The sequence below is a fragment of the Nostoc sp. DSM 114167 genome, from assembly GCF_052692655.1.
In genome coordinates, this window is the sequence record NZ_CP195116.1 from 3,516,817 (window position 1) to 3,538,931 (window position 22,115).

Here is a 22,115-nt window from a genome sequence, read left to right on the forward strand (position 1 = left end):
GTAATCTAGATCCGTTAAAAACTTAAAATTAGCATCAAACCTGAATGCACAGTCATGTGAAACTTACTCAAATTTTTTCAAATACTAAATTGTGGGACTTTCCACCCAAAAGTCTAAAGAGCAAAACAGGGTAATTAACTAAAATAAATTTATATAAACACTGGCCAAGAACACTTTTGCAAAGCATCTCCTAGAAAAGAGAAGAATCGTAGAATGTGCATAAGTCTTACTAAAATTACTTTTACTTTTCTTGTCTATGAGACACTACGCGAACTTATGGAATTTTGAGTGAGTTTTGAATTGTTTCTGTGCCTTTTGGCTGTCTTATTGTAGGAATTATGGTATTCGTATATTTATTAGAAATATGTTGACTAAGCGCAAAAGTCGAAGTGTTGCCGCTGTTTTAGCTTTTTCTGGCACGCTGACAATTTCAGGATTACATAAATTCTACTTGGGACAGCCCCTGTGGGGTGTTTTATATGTGTTGCTTTCCTGGACGCCGATCCCCAAGGTAGCTAGTGCGATTGAGGGAGTTTGGTATTTAGCCCAAGACGAAGAAGCTTTCGATCGCAATTTTAATCTAGGGAAGTCAGCAGCAAGGAACTCACAAAAAGCGATCAATCAGGTAGGAGCGATCGCTGACGCAATGCGAGAATTAGATGCTCTGCGCCAGGATGGACTGATTTCAGAGTATGAATTTGAACAAAAGCGCCGCCAATTGCTAGACCAGATTTCTTAAGGTAAGCAACAATCATGAATAACTGGCTACCTTTAAATTCCAGACTGCAAAAACTCCGCGCCAAGCTACTCAACGATCCCTACTATCGCCTACAATCTGGGGAAGAAATTCAGATCGCGGCCCAATTAGGTATCCGTATTGATGCTAATCAAGCCACTGTAGATGATTGGTTACGCTTACCAGGTTTGTCAATTCACCAAGCGCGATCGCTTGTGGAACTTTCACATTCGGGTGTTAAATTTTATTGTATTGAAGATATAGCTGCGGCTTTGGGTATGCCAGCGCCGCGCTTAGAGCCATTAAAGCCTCTGCTGAATTTTATTTACTATGACCACGAATCTTTAGAAAATCCTACCCATTTACTCAACCCGAACACAGCAACCGTTGAAAAATTAGCACAAATTCCATTTGTAGATTTATCTTTGGCGGAAGCAGTGGTGCAAAATCGGCAATCAGCCGGGCCCTACCGTAACCTGGCTGATTTCCAGCGACGGCTGGAGTTAACTGGTGATGCGATCGCCCAGATAATGTATTATTTGAGGTTTTAAGTTAAAAGTTAGAAGTCTTAAAATAACTCCTAACTCTGGCAATTTTGGATTGAAAGAAAAATCTCAAATCCAAAACTGATTAAATGAACCCAATGCGATCGAGAGGCCAAAAGCGAAACGTTGCCCGACCGATGACATTTTTTCTGGGTAAAAAGCCCCAATAGCGAGAGTCATTACTATCATTGCGATTATCTCCCATAACAAAAAACTCGTCTTCTGGGACTTTCACTGCTTGATATGGCTGATTTGGAGGTTCAGCGATGTAGTCTTCTGCCAAGGGTTGACCGTTGAGGTAGACTTTGCCAGAAGCAACACTAATTACCTCACCAGGCTGGCCAATAACTCGCTTGATAAACGCTTGGTCTTTGGGATATCCTCGACGTTGTAGTTCTGCGGGTGGCTGAAAAACAATAATATCGCCAGTTATGGGAGGGTGAAAATGGTAGGAGATTTTTTCAACTACCAAGCGATCGCCAGTATGTAAGGTGGGCAACATCGAGTCAGAAGGTATATAGCGCGGTTCGGCGATAAAAGTCCTGATCAGGAATGCCAAACACAGTGCGATCGCAATTAAAATCAGATTTTCTTGCGAACTACGCCATACTTTTAACGACGCACGCTCTTTTTTTGCATCACTTTCGTGAGGAATCATAAAAGTTTCTAGCCAGTTTCAGAAGTGAGACAAATACCTTGATTATTTTGACTCAAAAGTTATATTAATAGGAAAACAGGGTTTAAGGTCAACCTATACAGACATTAAATAATACACTTACCCATTTGCTAAAGATAAGCAAAAGTACTGTAAAGAAACTATGACTTGTCTAAGGTAATATAAGCTAATAGTTAGGATTGCTAAATAGATAATTAAAAATAAAAAATTCTAATTGCTGTAATTATAAAGCAAGTTATGAGACAATTGTAAGTTTTGTTTCTTCCTGCAAAATAAGCTAGTTACAGACTGCTAAAGCGATACAACCAGTAGGTTTTTTCTTTAAACAGAAAATTGGTCGTATAGTTGCAAAATAATCTACCTGATGTTTGATAGTATCTACCTCACTTTACTGAAAAAAGGCAGATAGCGCAGCGTAAAGCCTTCTCTACGAGAGGCTGCGCCAACGGCATGGCTTCGCTGAGAGCGAGTCCGCGTACTCTTACAGAGAAGCAAGCTACGCGCAGCGTCTCGCAGAGAGCGTCGGGCAGTTTTGCTGGAGGTTGAGTTACAAGAAAATACATTTTTTAAGTAAAATTACATAAACTTAACCAAAATTTAAATGTACTTTTAAATGCATAAATATAGTTCAAAACAGCGTTTTTAGTAAAAAATACTACTTTTAAAGATGAAATATAGACTTTATTACTTCAATGGATAAATGCTATTCTATTGTGATTTTAATCACTTGCCTATATTTACGAAATTAATTTCCGTAATTACACGGTGACAGTGCATATTAAACTGTACTATTAATTAAGATATAAACATACTTAATTATCGAAAAAAACATTCACAGACAGAAAGCTACTAGCAATTTGAGCTAAAGTATCAGCATCCGAAAGAGAAATAAGCTGCTGATAGAATTATTTTTCTTGAATAAGTCAAAGGTAACTAGATTGAAACAATAAATGCCCCTTGCCAATGAGAAACTATATTGAATCAATTTTCGTCTGGTCTATTTCATAGAAAGTACAAGGTAATATTCTGTCAGTTAAAAATTTAACTTTTTCTTAAAAAGGAAACAATGGCAACAGGCAGTAAAATATATCTTATCAAGATAGAACTAATAGTTTACCAGACTCTTATTTTAAAGAGACCGCACCCTTTTAAGTAATTTTGTATGTTAATCAAACAATACACTTAAGTTGTAAACTATGCAGTTTTACAGTGAGAAAGTCTGACTAAAAAAACTTCAGTCTGCGAAAAGTGCAAATTGTAGGTATGACAACTAAGTTCATCTTATTTGAAAAGCTATAAAACTTGAAAGGATAATGCTGCCTTAGCGGTGAAGCGAAAAACAACAACTAATTCAGAACTCCTATTTAAAAGGATTTTGGGGTGTGGTTAATTATTTAATTGTGTTCCTCTTCTTCTTCGAGCTAGTGGTGAGAATGTGGAAGCACAAAGCTTACTTTTTATGACTGGGTTGAAATTAAACAGTAGCAAATATTGTATATTCAACGCTGTCCAAATCGAGAGCGTATAGATTTCAGTTAAAGCAATATAGTCTGTCTTATCAATTCTGAATTCTCGTTAGTACCAATTCTAATTTTCATGATTACCAGAAAGCAGCTGGTATCTAAATATCTAATAAAAATGTGCTATAACGTACCGTCATAACTGTGGTGATGGTTCGATCTTTGAAGGAGCGTTGAGGTGGAAAACAATAAGTCGTTTCTGTGGCCAGAAGGAATATTAATTGCGCTACTTGCTTTAGGTGGTGTTTTTAGTCTTGCTTTTATGATGCTTCTAAGGCCAAATGCTTCGGATGCTCAGAGTAGACCAAGTATAAATATCAAGGATGTATCTGCAAACGTAGGAACTCAGCAACGCATTGAAAAATTAAAGGCGGCGATGCTTACAAGTTGGCAGCAAGAAGCACAAACAAAGGGTCTAGCCTACCCCATACCATCACGTTTTCAAGGGGCAATAATTAATGCTGCAAAACTCACTCAGGGTGAGAAAGTAATTGCTCTTACCTTTGATGATGGTCCTTGGCCTCAGACTACAGAGCAAGTGCTAAATATTCTGAAATCAAATAATATCAAAGGGACGTTTTTTGTAGTTGGGCAGAACCTCAAAAATTATCCAGAGTTAGGAAAGGAGATTGTCGCTCAAGGTCACGTCATTGCCAACCATACTTGGCATCACTGGTATCACTTCTTTAATCAACAAGCAGCTGCTTTTGAAATTGAGCGCACAACAGACTTAATTTATCAAGTTACAGGTGTCAAAACAAATCTGTTCCGACCGCCTGGTGGTATGCTACACAATGGATTAGCTGGTTATGCAAAAGGACAAAAGTATGCTGTGGTGATGTGGTCGGCTGATTCCACAGACTACAAGTTACCAACTGTACCAAAGTTGATCGATAACGTGATTAAAGATTCAAAACCTGGTGGGATTGTGCTGATGCATGATGGTGGTGGTAATCGTTCTAGAACTGTGCAAGCTTTACCAGAAATTATTAGCAACTTTAAGAAGCAAGGCTATCGCTTTGTGACGATTCCAGAACTTTTAGAAATCGAAGATGCTGACCAAAAGTTGCTTGCTACCAAAAAGTAATAATGATTAATTTAGATTATCTAGGAACCAGACGATCTAACATTATCAATGCTTATCATAATATTTTTTGCATCACCTTTTCCTGAGCCACCAAGCACTCTAGAGTTCTTAATAATTCTGGCAATAATATTTGGGCTACCCTTTTTTGGAGGAGCATTTATAGGAATAGCTACTCTACTTATCACAAGGAAAACCAATTTTTTTATTGAAATATTTAGACTATTAATTGCTGCTATTGGAGGATATGAATGTCTAGTAATTGGGTATATTATTCTTAATAAAGATTCATTTAAAAATTCAAATGAAATACTTAAAGTAATTATTAATTTTCCTCTTGATTTTAGATTTTTTATTCCGAGTATGTTGGGGGCAATAGGTGCAAGTATAGCTATATTTATGATGAGAAAAGTATTTCGCTAGCGTTCATAAATTCCTAAACTATAAATGTAACCTTTTTCTGTTTTTTGTTTTAGAAGTATTTGTTTTTAGATTATTCTTGGGGATGTTCGACGGAGTTATTACACGAGTGTTTTAATTAAACGTGAATTCGACAGACCTCACCCACCCAGCCTCCCTCTCCTGCGTTCGCGTAGCGTCTCGTTCGCGTTAGCGTCTCTGAAAGAGAAGAGAAAAGAGGGAGGAGCAACGAAAAATTAGGCTTTTTGCTCCCCTCTCCTGTTGGGAGAGGGGCTGGGGGTGAGGTCAAAATCCTGTGCATCGAACTCACGTTAATTAAAATTATCAAGCATACGCTGCCGTAAATTCTTATTAGGCACAATTCATGAATTGTGCCTACTTCATTTTTTAATTCCGATGTCTAATGACTAGTCACTAAACTGAACTCAGTTTTTTTTTCAGGATTAGCTTCTGGACTATCAGCTTCAGAAGGCGGAACTAACTGCCAGAATTTCGGCAAAAATTCTTGCCAGTTTTGCAGAATTTTCTTCGCCTTTGGTGAACCAGTGCGTTCTGCATGATTTTGGATTAATTCTTGCAGTTGCTTTGCACCTACTTCGGTAATCACCCGCTGTATTTTGACTATTTCCGGGTTGACTAACTCACGAAATGAGTCGTCTTCATCCAAGAAGTATGCGAGTCCACCAGTCATTCCAGCAGCTACGTTTCGTCCTACTTTGCCAAGGACGACAATCACACCACCTGTCATGTATTCACAACAGTGATCTCCAGCACCTTCAATCACTGCGATGCCTTTGGAGTTTCTCACAGCAAAGCGTTCTCCTGCTAGACCATTGGCAAATAATATGCCACCAGTAGCACCATAGAGGCAGGTATTGCCAACTATCACGTTTTGTGATGCGTTATAGGTAGCATCTGTTGGAGGTTTGATGATGATTTCACCACCATGCATCCCTTTACCTACATAGTCGTTTGCTTCTCCTTCCAAGCTGAGAATTATACCTGGGAGGTTGAAAGCACCAAAGCTTTGTCCAACACTACCTGTAAAGTTGAGATTAATTTGTCCTTCAAAGCCACTATCACCGTATTGAGAAGCGATCGCACCCGCTAATCTTGTACCCACTGTTCTGTCAGTATTGATAATTGGGTAAGTCTTGGTGACAGTAGACTGATCCCTAATAGCAGCTTGAATGTCAGGATCGGCAAGGAACTTGTCATCCAAAACCACGCCGTTGCTGTGAACTTCTTCATGCACCAACCAACTGCGATTGTCTCTGCTATTTGGTAGCTGAAGTAAACAGTCGAGATTGAGCGATCGCGTTTTGGTGAGATTTACCTCTGGGCGCAGTTTTAATAAATCTGCACGTCCAATGATTTCTGACAAAGAACGGTAGCCAAGTCGGGCTAACAAACTCCGCACTTCTTCGGCAATGAAGTAGAAGAAGTTGACAACTTGTTCCGGCATTCCCGTAAACCGCTTGCGGAGTTCTTCTTTTTGAGTAGCAACACCCACAGGACAGGTATTCATGTGGCAAACTCTCGCCATAACACAGCCTTCAGCAATCATGGCAATGGAGCCGAAACCAAATTCTTCACCACCCATCAATGCACCCATTACCACATCCCAACCACTCTTGAGTCCGCCATCTACGCGTAAAATCACGCGATCGCGCAGGCCATTTTCCATCAAGACGCGATGCACTTCGCTTAAACCTAATTCCCAAGGGGAACCAGCATGTTTAATCGAACTGAGTGGCGATGCACCTGTACCACCATCATGTCCAGAAATCTGAATAATATCAGCGTTTGCTTTGGCTACACCAGCTGCGATCGTGCCAATGCCAACTTCTGCAACTAGCTTCACCGACACCTTTGCTTTGGGGTTAATTTGGTGTAGGTCAAAAATCAGTTGTGCTAGGTCTTCAATGGAATAGATATCGTGGTGTGGTGGTGGCGAAATCAGCGTAACACCTGGTTTGGAGCGCCTTAACATCGCAATGTATTGGCTCACCTTGGGCCCTGGGAGTTGTCCACCTTCACCAGGCTTGGCACCTTGGGCAATTTTGATTTCAATTTGTTTGGCGTTGACTAGGTACTCTGGGGTGACACCAAAGCGTCCCGATGCAACTTGCTTAATGGCACTATAAGCTCGATCGCCATTTCGCAATCCTTTTAAATGAGGTAGGGTTGGCGAGTAACCAGATTCGTCTACATCATCTAGAACTGTGTAGCGCACTGGATCTTCGCCGCCTTCTCCAGAATTGGATTTACCGCCAATGCGGTTCATAGCGATCGCTAAAGTTTCGTGGGCTTCTCTTGACAAAGCGCCTAAAGACATACCACCTGTGCAGAAGCGTTTAACTATTTCATATACCGATTCCACTTCTTCTAGAGGAACTGGGGTGCGATCGCCTTGGAAGTCTAGCAAGTCCCGCAAAGCTGTTACTGGTCTGCCTTGGAGGTGCTTTTTATAAACTTCGTAGTGGTCGTAGTTTTTGTCATCTAGAGCCTTATGCAGCGCCTTAACCATTTCGGGGCTATTCATGTGGTACTCGCCACCAGGACGGTACTGTACAAAGCCCAGGTTTTGTAACTTATTAGCCGTCAGTTCTGGGAAAGCTTTGCAGTGGAAGGAAAGCACTTCATCAGCAAGTTCGGTAACACTCAAACCACCAATGCGGGAAGTCGTCCCACGGAATCCCAGGTCGATTAAATCTCCACCGATACCAATAGCTTCAAAGATTTGGGCTGCTTGATAGCTGGAGAGCAGAGAAATTCCCATTTTGGAGAGAATTTTTAACAAACCTGACTCTACTGCTTTGCGATAGTTTCCTAAAGCTTGTTCTAGGGTGAGGGTGGGAATTTTCTGCACACCCATTAACTTTTGAGTTTTGGGATCGGACCACCAATCACGCACCGTATCTAAAGCCATGTACGGGCAAACTGCACCAGCACCATAGCCAATCAGACAAGCAAAGTGATGGGTACTCCAGCATTGAGCAGTATTCACAATCAGGGATGTTTTCATTCGCAACCCCTCACGAATCAGATGGTGATGCACCGCACCTACTGCTAATAGGGGAGGAATGTAGGTATATTCTGTGTTGAGACTGTCATTAGCTTGATCGCTTAATATTAAAATCTTTGCACCTGCCCGGACTGACTCAGCTGCTTGTGCTTGTAAAGATTGCACTGCGGCTTTCAATCCTTCAGGGCCAGTGGCGATCGCAAATAGCGTTGACAACTCAGCCGTGGCAAATCCTGACAGCTTAATTGCCTCTAATTCACTATCAGTTAACACTGGCGATTCGAGTTTTAATCTCCGAGCATATTCTGGCTTAGGTTCTAATAAGTTACCCCGTTCGCCCAGTTCAACTTTTAGAGACATCACTAGCTTTTCCCGCAGGGGATCGATCGCTGGGTTCGTCACCTGAGCAAAGCGCTGTTTAAAATAGTCATAAAGCAGGTGGGGCTTTTGCGACAGCACCGCTAAGGGAATATCATCACCCATGCAGAAAGTCGGTTCTGAACCTGCGATCGCCATTGGATGAATCACCATATCTACATCTTCTGTGGTGTAGCCAAAGGCAGTTTGACGCTGAAGTAAGGTTTGCTTGTCAATTGTCACTTGTGCTTGGTCATTTGTCATTTGTCCATTGCCATTGCCATTTGCTAATGACGGATGACTAATGACTAATGACTTTAATTCTTGACGATGCTGTTGTAGCCATTCTCCATAAGGATGCTGCTTGGCGATGCGCCTCTTTATATCCCAATTCTTCAGCACTTCATGATTTTCTAAATCCACGGCAATCATTTGCCCTGGGCCAAGTCTACCTTTTTCGACAATATCGGCTTCTGGGAAATCCACCACACCAGCTTCCGAAGCTACAACAATGTAATCATCTTTGGTGATCGCGTAACGAGCGGGTCTTAAACCATTACGGTCTAGAGTTGCACCAACTTTTTTGCCATCGCTGAATACTAAAAGTGCTGGCCCGTCCCAAGCTTCTTGCAAACCACTGTAATATTCGTAGAAATCAACAATTTCTGGAGATTCACGTAAAGAAGGCTGATTTTGGTAAGCCTCTGGAACCATAATCATTAAAGCTTCCAAGGGGCTGCGTCCAGAGCAAACCAGCAATTCCACTACGTTGTCTAGGGTAGCTGAGTCGCTATTATCAATGTGAACTAATGGCTTGAGTTCCTGGATGCGATCGCCCCATACAGGATGATTCAGGCTAGCCTCTCGTGCCATCATCCAGTTGATGTTACCCAATAAGGTATTGATTTCGCCGTTGTGACCCAAAAGCCGCATTGGTTGGGCTAGCGGCCACTTGGGCATGGTATTGGTACTAAAGCGGCGGTGATAAACAGCAAAGGCGCTTTTGTAAGCTGGATTTTTTAAATCGTCATAAAAGCTGCCCAAGACAGCAGAACGCACCATACCTTTGTAGACAATTGTGCGACTCGACAACGAACAGATATAAAATTCTTCTGAGATATCAGTTGCAGCTTTACTAATGCGGCGGCGGGTAATATACAACTGCCGTTCCAATTCATCACCGCTTTTGTCAACAGAAGCTAACAAAACTTGTTCAATCTGGGGTTGATTTTCTCTTGCTTGTACCCCCAGTAAATCAGATTGCACTGGTACTACTCGCCAACCCAATACAATTAATTTCTCTTCAGCAGCTACTTGCTCGACAGTCACTCTAGCTTTTTGTGCTGCTTGCTGGTCTTGTGGTAGAAATATCATCCCCACAGCTATGCGATCGCTAGATGGAAATTCCTTCCCTCTTTGGGCAAAGTCTTGTTGGAACAACTCCCAAGGAATAGCTGTCAAGACTCCAGCACCATCACCAGAGTCGCGATCGGCGCTACAACCTCCCCGGTGTTCTAAGCAGGCTAAAGCAGCTAAAGCTTTTTCGACAATTTCATGGCTGGTATGATTTTGGCGATGAGCAATAAAACCTACACCACAGGCATCTCGTTCATCTACTAACCACTTTTGCCCCTGATAGGTATCTCTTGAGTTGATATTCGCTGTGATTTTCTGGCCTTGATTCATCGGTTTATTATTCATACCCTGTTCCTGAAGTAATGAGTTACCAATTTTGCCACTACACTGTGGGAAAAAATTTCTAAATTCAGCGATGGAAAAATATATAAGCACCGAAATTTAGGGAAAAAAAATTTTAACTTCGGTTTTACTTTGTTAGTTAACCCGTGTTAAAATGTTTGCGTATTTTTTATGTATTTATGCGGTGTTAGACAACTTACTTCAGCCAAGACATCATTTTTGCCCTGACAGTTTCTTTTTTATATTTTGAAGCTAAGTATTTTTTCAATTTCTTTTTCCAGATGCACGCTAGCTACTCATGGAGCCTATTTCGGCTCACCTGAAACAAAACTAAAACTGAACGCTGCACTATTTTTTTAAGCCAAAGCCCAGATAATTTGTAATCGATCGTGACAATCAAGAACTCACTCTAAGCAGTCGCGTTGCGTTTCTTAAAGAAGCTATGCTAAAGGCTTTACGCTACGCTACCTTAATTCGTGGTTGCAATCAGTGAGGGGTTTTACCCTCCATTGTTTTGTTAATCATTGAATTAAAAATTGAGTCTGAGCTGGTGTACCCTTTTAATTACGAATTACGAATTACGAATTAGTAATTATTTGGTTATCCCGATCCAGCAATAAAATCAGCGTATTACAATATATACCCATTTGACAATTCCCAAATATTTTTGTTGTCTAGAATTTTGCCGCTTACTAGTTGCCGCATGTATTACTATTAACTAGACATTACTGAAGTAATAACAGTAGCAACAATCAGCTAGGATTAAATATCTTAATCCGGTTTTGATAACCAAAACTACCGTATATAGTGTGGTTAGAATTAGTTGGGAGTTAAAAAACTTGGTTGCAGTGGCTTTAGCGTCTAAATAAATTAATGTGTATCTAAAAGAGATAACTAGCCAATATATAGATTATCATATTTATTCAAAAATAAAGTCATGTTTCCTTTATATTTCCAAATAATTGGTTAGTTTAAACCTTGGGTGATAGTTTTCAAAAATATCTAGTAAATTATGGTAAAAATGCTGAATTGTTGCCAATCAGAGATTAGCGACGGCTTTACAAACGCCAAGGGCGATCACAGATTTTTTTGGGCTACAGTGTCACCAATACTTTTAACAGTACTGTGCTTAACGACTACTTGTGCTACCAGCGCCCAGGAGTCCCCGAAAACTACCAAATTTATACCCAGGTTAATCTCACAATCACCTGCACCTCCTTTAACAGGTGTAGCATCCTCTGGAAATCAAATTTCCCTCAATGGACGTACTTTACCTGGAACTTGGTTACAACGGTCTGGAAAATCTGGCCAGGTGACAACCAATATCAGTGATGGGGCATTCAGGCAATTAATTGGAGTAAATTTCTTAAGCAGTAGTAATTCAGCGAAGCAACCAATACAGTGGTTTTCGTCCGTGACAACGCCACTGGTTTTATCCACCAGACTAATAGGAGCATATCGCTATCTGGATATTAGCAATTTTGCTCAAACATCTGGATGGGAAATCCGAACCAATGGCAACATTTTGGTGATTGCTACCCCAAAAACACAAATCACAAATATTGTTCAGAGCCAGGAACCTCTAGAAGCGAGTGCCCCTTTGCAACAGACTCGGATTCGTGTCGATTTAGATCGTCCCACTCCCTGGCAACTTGCACAAGGATCGGCGATCGCCAAACCGCAAACACCATCTTTCGATCCAGATACGCCAACCCCAAAATCCACTGTACCGCCAAATCGGAAGTGGACAATTACTCTTGATGGAATCGCCGATCCCATTTTGATAGAACGCTATACTCCCCAGCCACCAGCAGCACCAACAGCACCACCATTGTTGCCAAACTTGCTCAAACAATTATTACCAATTACACCAACACAACCAATACCAGCAGCACCAGCCCCAACCCCTGAACCACTGATTCAACAAGTGGAGGTGGTAAAAAACCAAACCATTATTAGTCTGAGCGTTCCCTTTGGTTTATCACCTCAAGTTAGTACTGTAGATAACCCCAATCGCCTGATTATCGATATTCGACCCGATCCTTTAGAAGAACGAGATATTACTTGGGCCCCAGGATTGCGCTGGCGACAGCATTATGTCAACTTAGGCACAGAACGCTTTCCGGTGGTCTGGCTAGAAGTTAATCCCCGCAAATTTGGGCTAACATTGAAACCGATGTGGGCTAGTCCTGATGGACTTGCGGGTACTGCTCCCTTAATTCAAACAGCACAACGTTACTTAGCAGTGGCTGGAATTAATGGTGGTTATTTTAACCGCAATAACAGATTGCCATTGGGTGCGATTCGTCGAGATAATCAGTGGTTATCAGGCCCGATTCTTAACCGAGGTGCGATCGCTTGGAATGATTCAGGTCAATTTTACTTCGGTCGTCTCACCTTGGAAGAAACTTTAATTACGGCAAATGACCAGCGCCTACCAATTCTGTTTCTCAATAGTGGTTACATTCAAAGTGGCATTGCTCGTTACACCCCAGCTTGGGGATCGACTTACACGCCGTTGACGGATAACGAAATTATCTTAGTGGTACAAAAAAACCAAATTACTAATCAGTTACCAGGCGGCAAAGTTGGTGAGACGCCGATTCCCATTCCCCAGGATGGCTACCTACTAACTTTACGCGCTAACGCTGCTAGCGCTGCCTCACAACTATCTATTGGAAACGCAGTAAGTATTTCCAGCGCCACTACTCCAGTTGATTTTAGTCGTTATCCCCACATTATCGGAGCGGGACCGCTATTAGTCCAAAATCGTCAAATTGTCCTTGATGCCAAAGGTGAAAAATTCAGCAACGCCTTTATTGCCGAAAAGGCTATTCGCAGCGGTATTTGCACAACGGCAACAGGGACATTAATGATTACTGCCACACATAATCGTGTCGGCGGTTATGGGCCTAATTTGGCAGAACATGCTCAATTGATGCAACAGATGGGCTGTGTAGATGCTTTAAATTTAGATGGCGGTAGCTCTACCAGCCTTTATTTAGGAGGGCAACTACTCGATCGATCGCCCAGTACCGCTGCTCGTGTTCACAACGGAATTGGTATTTTCCTGCAACCACGAAAATGAGGTAATAGGGAAAAACTTAATCCTCAATCCCAGTCACTTTTTAAAGTTTAGAACAAGCCGTCATTTTGCTTGATGAAGACTTGGTGTAGACATCAGAATTTTAGTAGTGATGGTTTACACCATAAGGTTTGATTTTGCTATGTTTATCAAAGTGCGACAAAATTGCTGATTTTCAAGGTTGCAAGATAGCGCCAAATTTTTTTATCAATAATTAAGAGTACCAACGGTTTGTTATGTCTTCAAATGAGGTAACTATGGCTCGATATCAAGAAACTACACAGACTGAAACTCTACACCTCCCTCCAAACATAACTTCCAGGGGCGTTGCTGCAACAGAATTACGTCCTTGGGGTGCTTTTACAGTTTTAGAAGAAGGGCGCGGATACAAAATTAAGCGCATCGAAGTTAAGCCCGGACACCGCCTCAGTCTACAAATGCACCATCACCGCAGCGAACATTGGATTGTCGTCTCTGGTACAGCTAGAGTAGTTTGTGGTGAGAAAGAAGTACTACTGAGCAATAATGAGTCAACATATGTACCCCAATGTACATCTCATCGTTTAGAGAATCCTGGCGTGATTCCGTTGGTATTGATTGAAGTCCAAAATGGCGAATACTTGGGAGAAGATGATATTATTCGCTACCAAGATGACTATGCCCGTACCAAAGATTAAAACCAAAAGAACGCTATTAATGCTCTAATCCCAAAGCTGAATACATTTTTGTTTGTGTAAACCGTCTTTGTGAACGAACTACTACACCCCAGAAGTCCCTACCTTGACTAGGTGGGGACTGAAGCATGTTAGTGTTATAAATGTAGTAATAGCGATCGCGCTCATGCCTTTGGTGATTTGGAATTTTTTTGCACAAGCAAGGGTCAACCTATCTGTAAAATGGAAGATGGGGTATTCAACTGCAAAAAACGAGTTCCATGATTCATCTGAGTCAAGCAGCCGTAAGTGAGATTGGGCGAATAAAGTCCAAGCAGCCAAATGTCTTGTTTCGATTGGCAGTAAAACCAGGTGGTTGTTCTGGATTCTTTTATGATATGTCCTTCGATGAAACAATAAAAGTTGGCGATCGGGTTTTCGACTTGGATGAGATTCAAGTCGTCATCGATGCCACAAGCTTAAATTACCTCAACGGTTTGAGAGTTGATTATTCAGAAGACTTAATGGGTGGTGGTTTTCGCTTCCACAATCCCCAGGCGATCGCTACCTGTGGCTGTGGCAATTCCTTCTCCTTTAGTCATTAGTCATTGGTTCTCACAAAGGACAAATGACAAAAGACAAATAACAATTGACATAAAGCCGTAAAAAAAGATATAATCAGGATTTGTTAAAACTTAGACCATAAGCAGCTTTACGCGCTGTAACTCATGCCAACAATACAGCAGCTAATACGAAATGAGCGCGAACAAGCGCGTCAGAAAACCAAGTCTCCGGCTCTGAAACAATGTCCCCAACGTCGGGGAGTTTGTACCAGAGTATACACGACCACACCAAAAAAGCCTAACTCAGCCCTACGCAAAGTAGCAAGAGTCAGACTTACCTCTGGATTTGAAGTCACAGCTTACATTCCAGGCATTGGTCACAACTTACAAGAGCACTCAGTTGTGATGATTCGTGGCGGTCGGGTTAAGGATCTACCAGGCGTGAGATACCACATTATCCGTGGCACCCTAGATACAGCCGGAGTCAAAGACCGCAAGCAAGGCCGTTCCAAGTATGGAACCAAGCGTCCTAAAGAAGCGAAAAAATAGGATTAGGCGATTAATCGCATCCAAGACGATTAATCGTCTATCTTAAAAGCGCCCAAGGGCAAAAGAAGGAGCGCCGTCTTTGTTCTAGGAGTTGCGATCGAGGCTACTAAAGTCTGTTTCCAAAAATCAAGCAAACTACATCTACACTAAGCGAGCAAGTGTAGAAGTTCTGAGGAAGAAAATGCTGTAACCCACAGCGAATTTCTCATCTGAACATTAAAGTTTATAATCTTGTCGCCTTGAGTATTTCGTTGCAGATAGTAAGTCAAACAATTTTTGATTTTAGATTTGCGATAGCGTAGCATTAGTGAGTTATCGAGCGTCTTTTGGATTGGTCGAACCCAGCAGGGAATTAGGCTTACAGACTTTTGATTTTTTCAGATCCTTGGGATCGGAATAGATACCAAAAACTTTTAATCCAAAATCCAAAATCCAAAATCCAAAATTGGCAGTAAATAAGTCAGACTTGCTGTAACGGTCGAAAAAATTGAGGAAGTCTGAGGGTTGGGTTGTACCGCTTTTAGTTTCCGGTGTCTGATAGCATATAATTTCGTTGCCAATTCCGAATTAAAGGTGAAGTATGTCTCGTCGTGGTGTTATTCAAAGGCGCCCAGTTCCGTCTGACTCCGTATATAACAGTCGCCTTGTGAGCATGATTATCAGACGGATCATGCGTCATGGCAAAAAATCACTTGCCGCACGCATTGTTTATGATGCATTAAAAACTATTGAAGAACGCACTGGTGCTGGTGCCTTAGAAACCTTTGAAAGAGCAGTGCGAAATGCCACGCCTTTAGTAGAAGTAAAGGCTCGGCGAGTTGGTGGAGCAACCTACCAAGTACCAATGGAAGTGCGTACAGAACGGGGCACTACTTTAGCACTGCGTTGGTTAGTGCAATATTCTCGCTCCAGGCCAGGCCGGACAATGGCCAGCAAATTGGCAAATGAGTTAATGGATGCTGCCAACGAAACTGGCAATGCCATTCGCAAACGCGAAGAAACGCACCGGATGGCGGAAGCTAACAAAGCATTCGCACACTATCGTTATTAAGTAAAAAAGCGATATATCGCCTTGCCGAAGCGGTATATCGTAGATTTACACAAAAAGACGGTTTTCCGTAAAAGTATAGAATCTTAACAAAGAGTAATATACAAGATATCATGAGGCAAAAACTATAGGAGGTAGCTGTGGCACGCACGATCCCGCTAGAGAAAGTACGCAACATTGGTATTGCGGCGCATATAGATGCGGGCAAAACAACAACAACAGAGAGAATATTATTTTACTCTGGGATAATTCATAAAATTGGCGAAGTTCATGAAGGAACTGCCGTCACAGACTGGATGGAGCAGGAGCGGGAACGGGGAATCACCATTACTGCCGCTGCGATCAGTACCAGTTGGAAAGATCATCAAATTAACATTATCGATACTCCGGGTCACGTAGACTTCACAATTGAAGTTGAGCGTTCCATGCGCGTGTTGGATGGTGTGATCGCAGTATTTTGTTCTGTGGGTGGCGTGCAACCGCAGTCTGAGACAGTGTGGCGGCAAGCAGAACGCTACAAAGTTCCTCGGATAGTCTTTATCAACAAGATGGATCGCACGGGAGCGAACTTTTATAAAGTTCACGACCAAATCCGCGATCGCCTGCGGGCAAATGCGATCGCCATTCAACTACCAATCGGTAGTGAAAATGACTTCCAAGGTATCGTTGACCTTGTACGGATGCGTGCGTATATTTACGCAAACGATCAAGGAACTGATATCCAGGAAACTGATATCCCGGAAGCGTTGCAAGCGCAGGTAGACGAATATCGCACCAAGCTAATAGAAGCTGCGGCAGAAACTGATGATGCTCTGATGACTAAGTACTTCGAGGGCGAAGAACTTACAGAACAGGAACTTCGGACTGCTCTGCGTACAGGCACAATCGCCGGGACAATTGTACCAGTACTATGCGGCTCGGCATTCAAAAATAAAGGCGTACAGTTGATGCTGGATGCCGTTGTCGATTACCTGCCAGCACCAAGTGAAGTACCACCAATTCAAGGCTTACTGCCGAATGGCGATACTGTTGAGCGGCGGGCTGATGACAACGAACCCCTAGCCGCTCTGGCATTCAAGATTATGGCTGACCCTTATGGTCGCCTGACATTTGTTCGTGTTTATTCTGGTGTCCTGAAAAAGGGCAGCTACGTTCTCAACGCTAGTAAGAATAAAAAAGAACGGATTTCCCGCTTAGTTCTAATGAAGGCAGATGAACGGCAAGATGTCGATGAACTGCGAGCGGGTGATTTGGGAGCAGCTTTGGGATTGAAAGACACCTTGACAGGTGACACGCTCTGTGATGAGGGAGCGCCGGTAATTCTGGAATCCCTATTCATTCCTGAGCCTGTAATCTCGGTAGCGGTTGAACCCAAAACCAAAAACGACATGGACAAGCTGTCCAAGGCTCTGCAATCTCTCTCAGAAGAAGACCCCACCTTCCGTGTCCGTGTCGATCCGGAAACAAACCAAACCGTAATCGCGGGGATGGGAGAGCTACACCTAGAAATTCTAGTAGACCGGATGTTACGAGAATTCAAGGTGGAAGCGAATGTAGGTGCACCGCAAGTAGCTTACCGAGAAACAATTCGGAAAGCTGTGAGCAGAATTGAAGGTAAATTTATCCGCCAAAGTGGTGGTAAAGGTCAATACGGTCACGTTGTGATCAATTTGGAGCCTGGAGACCCTGGTACTGGCTTTGAATTCGTCTCCAAAATTGTCGGCGGTTCAGTACCGAAAGAGTACGTTGGCCCCGCAGAACAAGGAATGAAAGAAAGCTGTGAATCAGGTGTTCTAGCTGGATATCCATTGATTGACGTTAAAGCAACGCTAATTGATGGGTCATACCACGATGTAGACTCTTCGGAAATGGCTTTTAAAATCGCTGGTTCAATGGCGATGAAAGAAGCTGTGCTGAAAGCTTCACCCGTCCTCTTAGAGCCTATGATGAAAGTTGAGGTTGAAGTTCCTGAAGACTATATCGGGAACGTCATTGGCGACCTCATTGCTCGCCGAGGGCAGATTGAAAGCCAAAGCACCGAACAGGGACTTGCTAAGGTCGCATCCAAAGTTCCGCTGGCGACCATGTTTGGCTACGCCACTGATATCCGGTCAAAAACGCAAGGTCGGGGTATCTTCACGATGGAGTTCAGCCACTACGAAGAAGTGCCTCGCAGCGTAGCTGAAACTATCATTGCAAAAAGCAAAGGGAACGCTTAGTTAAAATAAGGAAATGAGTATTCATGGCACGCGCAAAGTTTGAAAGGAATAAACCCCACATCAATATCGGTACAGTTGGCCACGTTGACCACGGTAAAACTACCTTGACAGCAGCCATCACCATGACCTTAGCAGCTATGGGTCAGGCTGTAGCTAAAGGCTACGACCAAATTGATAATGCCCCAGAAGAAAAGGCACGGGGTATTACCATCAATACCGCTCACGTAGAGTATGAAACTGCAAATCGACACTATGCTCACGTAGACTGTCCAGGACACGCTGACTATGTGAAGAACATGATCACTGGTGCTGCACAGATGGACGGAGGTATCCTTGTAGTTGCTGCTACCGATGGTCCTATGCCTCAAACCCGCGAACACATTCTGTTGGCAAAACAGGTTGGCGTTCCCAGTCTGGTAGTCTTCTTGAACAAAGAAGACTTGATGGACGATCCAGAACTCTTGGAACTAGTGGAATTAGAACTGAGAGAACTGTTAAGCAGCTATGATTTCCCTGGCGATGATATCCCTATTATCAAAGGCTCTGGTCTGCAAGCTCTAGAAGCAATGACCAAGAATCCCAAGACCCAACGCGGTGAAAATCCTTGGGTAGACAAAATCTATGAACTGATGGATGCTGTAGATTCTTACATCCCCACACCAGAGCGGGATGTTGATAAACCCTTCCTGATGGCTGTAGAAGACGTGTTCTCAATCACAGGTCGTGGTACTGTAGCCACTGGTCGGATTGAACGCGGTGTAGTCAAAGTAGGCGATAACGTTGAACTAGTAGGTATCAGAGATACTCGCGCTACTACCGTAACTGGGATTGAAATGTTCAAGAAGAGTCTTGAGCAAGGTATGGCTGGAGATAACGCTGGCGTACTACTCCGGGGTATTCAGAAGACTGATATTGAACGGGGTATGGTAATTGCCAAACCAGGTTCAATTAAACCTCATAATGAATTTGAAGGTGAAGTGTACGTCCTTACAGAAAAAGAAGGTGGTCGTAAGACTCCATTTTTCGCTGGCTACCGTCCCCAGTTCTACGTGCGGACAACCGATGTAACTGGTACTATCAAAGCCTATACCTCCGATGAAGGCAAAGAAGTAGAAATGGTGATGCCAGGCGATCGCATCAAAATGACAGTAGAATTGATCAACGCGATCGCGATTGAACAAGGAATGCGCTTCGCTATCCGCGAAGGTGGTCGCACCATCGGTGCAGGTGTCGTCTCCAAAATTATCAAGTAGCACCTTTTTGCTCATAACAAAGGAGCAGAGATGGTATATATTTTGCCTCTCTGCTCCTTTCTCTTCCCTCTATAAATAAGGTAATAGGTTACAGGGGACAGGTAATAGTTTTCTGTAACCTTTACCCTGTAACCTTTAACCTGTAAATACTCCCCTAATTACGCAGAACCTGGAAAATTAAAGATGGCAACTCTACAGCAGCAGAAGATTAGAATTCGCTTACAAGCCTTTGACAGGGGCTTATTAGATACATCTTGCGAGAAGATTGTAGACACCGCTAACCGCACCAACGCTACAGCCATAGGCCCAATTCCTTTACCAACAAAACGCCGGATCTATTGTGTGCTGCGATCGCCTCACGTAGATAAAGATTCACGAGAGCACTTTGAAACCCGTACTCATCGCCGGATTATTGACATTTACCAGCCCTCTTCTAAGACTATTGATGCCCTGATGAAATTGGATCTACCATCGGGTGTAGATATTGAAGTCAAACTTTAATTTAGTCATTAGTCATTGGTCATTTGTCCTTTACTAATGACAAAGGACAAAGGACAAAAGACAAATTACATTAGTATGAATATTTACACAGCCCTGAAGAAATATATCTCAGGGCTTTTATTTAGCTAGGAAACAAATGATAGAATGTAGATAAAGTACGGGAAAAGCAGAGAAAAAGAAATTTTAAAGATTAAGTTTATACCAAAGTAACAATGACATCATCTTCTAAAATTGCAGTTCGCGAACTACCTCTGTTCCCGTTACCCGAAGTAGTTCTGTTTCCTACCAGACCATTACCCCTGCACATCTTTGAATTTCGCTACCGAATCATGATGAACACGATTTTGGAGAGCGATCGCAGGTTCGGTGTTTTGATGTTCGATCCAGTCAAAGGTACAATTGCAAACACTGGCTGCTGTGCCGAAATCATTCATCACCAAAGGCTGCCAGACGATCGGATCAAGATGATGACTTTAGGGCAGCAAAGATTTCGTGTCTTAGAGTATGTTCGTGAAAAGCCATATCGCGTTGGCTTAGTTGAATGGATTGAAGACCAACCACCGACTAAAGATTTGCGGCCTTTATCAACTGAAGTAGAACAACTACTGCGAGATGTGGTGCGTCTGTCAGCCAAATTAACCGAACAAAATATTGAATTGCCGGAAGATTTGCCCGATCTACCAACAGAGTTATCTTATTGGGTAGCCAGTAATCTTTATGGTGTCGCCGCAGAGCAGCAATTATTGTTAGAAATGCAAGATACTGTAACTCGTCTAGAGCGGGAAGCAGAAATTTTAACTTCTACTCGGAATCACTTGGCAGCTCGCGCTGTTCTCAAAGATACATTTAGTGAAAAGTGAGGAGTAGAGACGCGATTAATCGCGTCTGTACAGTGAGGAGTTAGGAAGAAAAACAAAAATAAAAGCTCGACTACTTATAATTTATATTTACTAGCTGATAACTGGTAAATCCTAAATAATAACTCTTAAAAAAGAACTTCTAACTTTTTAAGTAATGGCGGCGATCGGTAAAACATTGTAAGCGCCAAGAATTTTTAAAATCTCTGTGTGGGTAGTTAATTCTGCTAAAGCAGATTGCATTTGTGCTTCTTTGGCATCTGCTTCTAAATCTATGAAAAACAAGTATTCGCCTAGCGATCGCTTCGTCGGACGAGATTCAATTCGGCTGAGGTTAATCCCTAGTTGAGCAAATATTTGCAAAGGTTTGACCAATGCTCCGGGTGTGTTAGCAGGCATACTAAAAGCCAGTGATGTGTGACTAGCAGGCGCTTTTCTTACCTGATATCCAGCCTCCACTTCACCGTGACTTACTACCCAAAAACGAGTAAAGTTTTCTGGATTGTCGTTGATACCACTAGCAAGTATCGGCAGGTTGTAGAGTTGAGCTGCTCTACTAGAAGCGATCGCTGCTGTTGTTGTCTCTTGCTCCAATCGCTGTAGTGCTTCGGTTGTAGAATTGCTGGGAATAATCTGTACAGTCGGGAGAAACCGCTCTAACCATCCCTGACATTGTGCCAAAGCTTGCGGGTGAGAGTAAACAGTTTTAATTATATCTAAGCTAGACGCGCAAGAAATTAACGTATGGACAATGGGTAATATCAAAGCCAACTGAATTCGCAAACTGTCTAACTGCCAAAGTGTATCCAGTGTTGTTGTAACACTCCCTTCAATAGAATTTTCTGCTGGCACAACAGCCAGGTGGGTTTGACCATCAGCAACGGCGTGCAGTGATTGGGAAATGGTGGGATAGGGACATAACCTAGCTTCAACTCCCGTACTTTTAGTTAGCCAGTTGACATAAAAAACAGCTGCTTGTTCTGTGTAAGTGCCGGGAGGCCCTAAATGTGCGATCGATAAAGTCATACTTTTAGCCTTGAGTTGCGAGTCTAATGCCTAAACAAAGATTATGATATTTTGGTTTGGCAAATATATCCAACATTTATTCTTACTAAACACTGTTATCTCTAAAATTTACGCACTAAAGGGATAGAAGGAAATATGTATCCAAGAAAACAAGTTATGAAAATCAGTCTTCTGGCAGATAGATTTCCTAGTAGTTTTTTACTAAATCCCTCTAAAGATTTAAAAGCAATGATATTGGTTTCTACCCAAAATAAAGAGCACATTATTGTTTTTGTGTCAATATTTAAATCATAATCT

Annotated in this window: 16 protein-coding genes; 13 read left to right on the forward strand and 3 right to left on the reverse strand. The window is 42.4% G+C overall.

Annotation, left to right across the window (positions count from 1 at the left end; translation table 11 throughout):
• Positions 1-364 precede the first annotated feature (364 nt).
• Both NSTC731_RS14945 and NSTC731_RS14950 read left to right on the forward strand, forming a co-directional pair.
• Positions 365-739, forward strand: a complete 375-nt coding sequence (locus tag NSTC731_RS14945; RefSeq protein ID WP_194042368.1) for an NINE protein — start codon at positions 365-367, stop codon at positions 737-739.
• 14 nt (positions 740-753) lie between these two features.
• The gene (locus NSTC731_RS14950; RefSeq protein WP_445631481.1) at positions 754-1,287 is read left to right on the forward strand and encodes a helix-hairpin-helix domain-containing protein; all 534 of its coding nucleotides are present in this window, start codon (positions 754-756) and stop codon (positions 1,285-1,287) included.
• A gap of 79 nt (positions 1,288-1,366) precedes the next feature.
• Here NSTC731_RS14950 and lepB read toward each other — a convergent pair whose 3' ends face one another.
• Positions 1,367-1,939 (reverse strand): signal peptidase I, encoded by a 573-nt coding sequence (gene lepB / locus NSTC731_RS14955; protein WP_445631482.1) that lies wholly within the window; start codon positions 1,937-1,939, stop codon positions 1,367-1,369.
• A gap of 1,716 nt (positions 1,940-3,655) precedes the next feature.
• On the opposite strand from lepB, the gene NSTC731_RS14960 reads away from it, so the two are divergent.
• Entirely contained in the window at positions 3,656-4,564 is a 909-nt protein-coding gene (locus NSTC731_RS14960) for a polysaccharide deacetylase family protein (protein ID WP_445631483.1), read from the forward strand.
• 48 nt (positions 4,565-4,612) lie between these two features.
• Positions 4,613-4,984: a hypothetical protein gene (locus NSTC731_RS14965; protein WP_445631484.1), complete on the forward strand. Its 372-nt coding sequence runs from the start codon at positions 4,613-4,615 to the stop codon at positions 4,982-4,984.
• Between the two features lie 397 nt (positions 4,985-5,381).
• Here the strand turns inward: NSTC731_RS14965 and NSTC731_RS14970 are convergent, their stop codons facing one another.
• Positions 5,382-10,067: a glutamate synthase-related protein gene (locus NSTC731_RS14970; RefSeq protein WP_445631485.1), complete on the reverse strand. Its 4,686-nt coding sequence runs from the start codon at positions 10,065-10,067 to the stop codon at positions 5,382-5,384.
• A gap of 1,009 nt (positions 10,068-11,076) precedes the next feature.
• Between NSTC731_RS14970 and NSTC731_RS14975 the strand changes: the two genes are divergently transcribed.
• From NSTC731_RS14975 to NSTC731_RS15015, 9 genes are all read left to right on the forward strand, one after another.
• Positions 11,077-13,152, forward strand: coding sequence for a phosphodiester glycosidase family protein (locus NSTC731_RS14975; RefSeq protein ID WP_445631486.1), 2,076 nt, complete (start codon positions 11,077-11,079; stop codon positions 13,150-13,152).
• 254 nt (positions 13,153-13,406) lie between these two features.
• Positions 13,407-13,826, forward strand: a complete 420-nt coding sequence (locus tag NSTC731_RS14980; RefSeq protein WP_104907515.1) for a cupin domain-containing protein — start codon at positions 13,407-13,409, stop codon at positions 13,824-13,826.
• Between the two features lie 257 nt (positions 13,827-14,083).
• A complete protein-coding gene (locus tag NSTC731_RS14985) occupies positions 14,084-14,407 on the forward strand; it encodes a HesB/IscA family protein (RefSeq protein WP_445631487.1) in 324 nt (107 codons plus the stop codon).
• A 123-nt stretch (positions 14,408-14,530) separates the two neighbouring features.
• Positions 14,531-14,914, forward strand: a complete 384-nt coding sequence (gene rpsL, locus NSTC731_RS14990) for a 30S ribosomal protein S12 (protein WP_012410236.1) — start codon at positions 14,531-14,533, stop codon at positions 14,912-14,914.
• A gap of 580 nt (positions 14,915-15,494) precedes the next feature.
• Positions 15,495-15,965: a 30S ribosomal protein S7 gene (gene rpsG / locus NSTC731_RS14995; protein WP_069070112.1), complete on the forward strand. Its 471-nt coding sequence runs from the start codon at positions 15,495-15,497 to the stop codon at positions 15,963-15,965.
• 137 nt (positions 15,966-16,102) lie between these two features.
• Complete coding sequence (gene fusA / locus NSTC731_RS15000; protein ID WP_445631488.1) at positions 16,103-18,181, forward strand: elongation factor G; 2,079 nt, start codon at positions 16,103-16,105, stop codon at positions 18,179-18,181.
• A gap of 23 nt (positions 18,182-18,204) precedes the next feature.
• On the forward strand, positions 18,205-19,434 hold the full coding sequence (gene tuf, locus NSTC731_RS15005) for an elongation factor Tu (protein ID WP_445631489.1): 1,230 nt from the start codon (positions 18,205-18,207) through the stop codon (positions 19,432-19,434).
• A gap of 183 nt (positions 19,435-19,617) precedes the next feature.
• Positions 19,618-19,935 (forward strand): 30S ribosomal protein S10, encoded by a 318-nt coding sequence (rpsJ, locus tag NSTC731_RS15010; protein WP_445631490.1) that lies wholly within the window; start codon positions 19,618-19,620, stop codon positions 19,933-19,935.
• 212 nt (positions 19,936-20,147) lie between these two features.
• Positions 20,148-20,795: an LON peptidase substrate-binding domain-containing protein gene (locus tag NSTC731_RS15015; protein WP_094349488.1), complete on the forward strand. Its 648-nt coding sequence runs from the start codon at positions 20,148-20,150 to the stop codon at positions 20,793-20,795.
• Positions 20,796-20,942: 147 nt separating this feature from the next.
• Here NSTC731_RS15015 and pheA read toward each other — a convergent pair whose 3' ends face one another.
• Positions 20,943-21,818 (reverse strand): prephenate dehydratase, encoded by an 876-nt coding sequence (gene pheA, locus NSTC731_RS15020; RefSeq protein WP_445631491.1) that lies wholly within the window; start codon positions 21,816-21,818, stop codon positions 20,943-20,945.
• Between the last annotated feature and the right edge of the window lie 297 nt (positions 21,819-22,115).

Excerpts from the sequence above, each read along its gene's own strand:
- NSTC731_RS14945 (WP_194042368.1), top strand. The coding sequence starts at position 365 with ATGTTGACTAAGCGCAAAAGTCGAAGTGTTGCCGCTGTTTTAGCTTTT.
- NSTC731_RS14950 (WP_445631481.1), top strand. The coding sequence starts at position 754 with ATGAATAACTGGCTACCTTTAAATTCCAGACTGCAAAAACTCCGCGCC.
- lepB (WP_445631482.1), bottom strand. The coding sequence starts at position 1,939 with ATGATTCCTCACGAAAGTGATGCAAAAAAAGAGCGTGCGTCGTTAAAA.
- NSTC731_RS14965 (WP_445631484.1), top strand. The coding sequence starts at position 4,613 with ATGCTTATCATAATATTTTTTGCATCACCTTTTCCTGAGCCACCAAGC.
- NSTC731_RS14970 (WP_445631485.1), bottom strand. The coding sequence starts at position 10,067 with ATGAATAATAAACCGATGAATCAAGGCCAGAAAATCACAGCGAATATC.
- NSTC731_RS14975 (WP_445631486.1), top strand. The coding sequence starts at position 11,077 with ATGGTAAAAATGCTGAATTGTTGCCAATCAGAGATTAGCGACGGCTTT.
- NSTC731_RS14980 (WP_104907515.1), top strand. The coding sequence starts at position 13,407 with ATGGCTCGATATCAAGAAACTACACAGACTGAAACTCTACACCTCCCT.
- NSTC731_RS14985 (WP_445631487.1), top strand. The coding sequence starts at position 14,084 with ATGATTCATCTGAGTCAAGCAGCCGTAAGTGAGATTGGGCGAATAAAG.
- rpsL (WP_012410236.1), top strand. The coding sequence starts at position 14,531 with ATGCCAACAATACAGCAGCTAATACGAAATGAGCGCGAACAAGCGCGT.
- rpsG (WP_069070112.1), top strand. The coding sequence starts at position 15,495 with ATGTCTCGTCGTGGTGTTATTCAAAGGCGCCCAGTTCCGTCTGACTCC.
- tuf (WP_445631489.1), top strand. The coding sequence starts at position 18,205 with ATGGCACGCGCAAAGTTTGAAAGGAATAAACCCCACATCAATATCGGT.
- rpsJ (WP_445631490.1), top strand. The coding sequence starts at position 19,618 with ATGGCAACTCTACAGCAGCAGAAGATTAGAATTCGCTTACAAGCCTTT.
- NSTC731_RS15015 (WP_094349488.1), top strand. The coding sequence starts at position 20,148 with ATGACATCATCTTCTAAAATTGCAGTTCGCGAACTACCTCTGTTCCCG.
- pheA (WP_445631491.1), bottom strand. The coding sequence starts at position 21,818 with ATGACTTTATCGATCGCACATTTAGGGCCTCCCGGCACTTACACAGAA.